We start from the raw sequence: 287 nt of genomic DNA, 5'->3' as shown, positions 1-287 counted from the left end.
TATAGAAAAGAGGATGATTCATGTCAAATTGGGACACTAAATTTTTGAAAAAAGGCTTTACTTTTGATGATGTCTTGCTTATTCCTGCAGAAAGCCATGTTTTGCCAAACGATGTAAGTTTACAAACAAAGTTGGCCAAGAATTTGACATTGAATATTCCTATTATTACAGCAGCTATGGATACCGTAACAGATAGCAAAATGGCTATTGCGATTGCCCGTGCTGGTGGTCTAGGTGTTGTTCACAAAAATATGTCGGTTGCTGAGCAGGCTAAAGAAGTTCGGAAA

The 287-nt window shown here is 37.6% G+C and carries 1 protein-coding gene; it reads left to right on the top strand.

Annotation, left to right across the window (positions count from 1 at the left end):
- Window positions 1-20 precede the first annotated feature (20 nt).
- Window positions 21-287: IMP dehydrogenase (locus HUK49_RS10810; protein WP_191913687.1), on the top strand; the 267-nt coding region annotated here is incomplete at its 3' end.

Origin of the sequence: Limosilactobacillus portuensis (assembly GCF_014838735.1) — a bacterium.
GTDB lineage: Bacteria > Bacillota > Bacilli > Lactobacillales > Lactobacillaceae > Limosilactobacillus > Limosilactobacillus portuensis.
The sequence above is the reverse complement of the archived record's forward strand: the minus strand, read 5'-3'. Positions and strand labels throughout refer to the sequence as shown.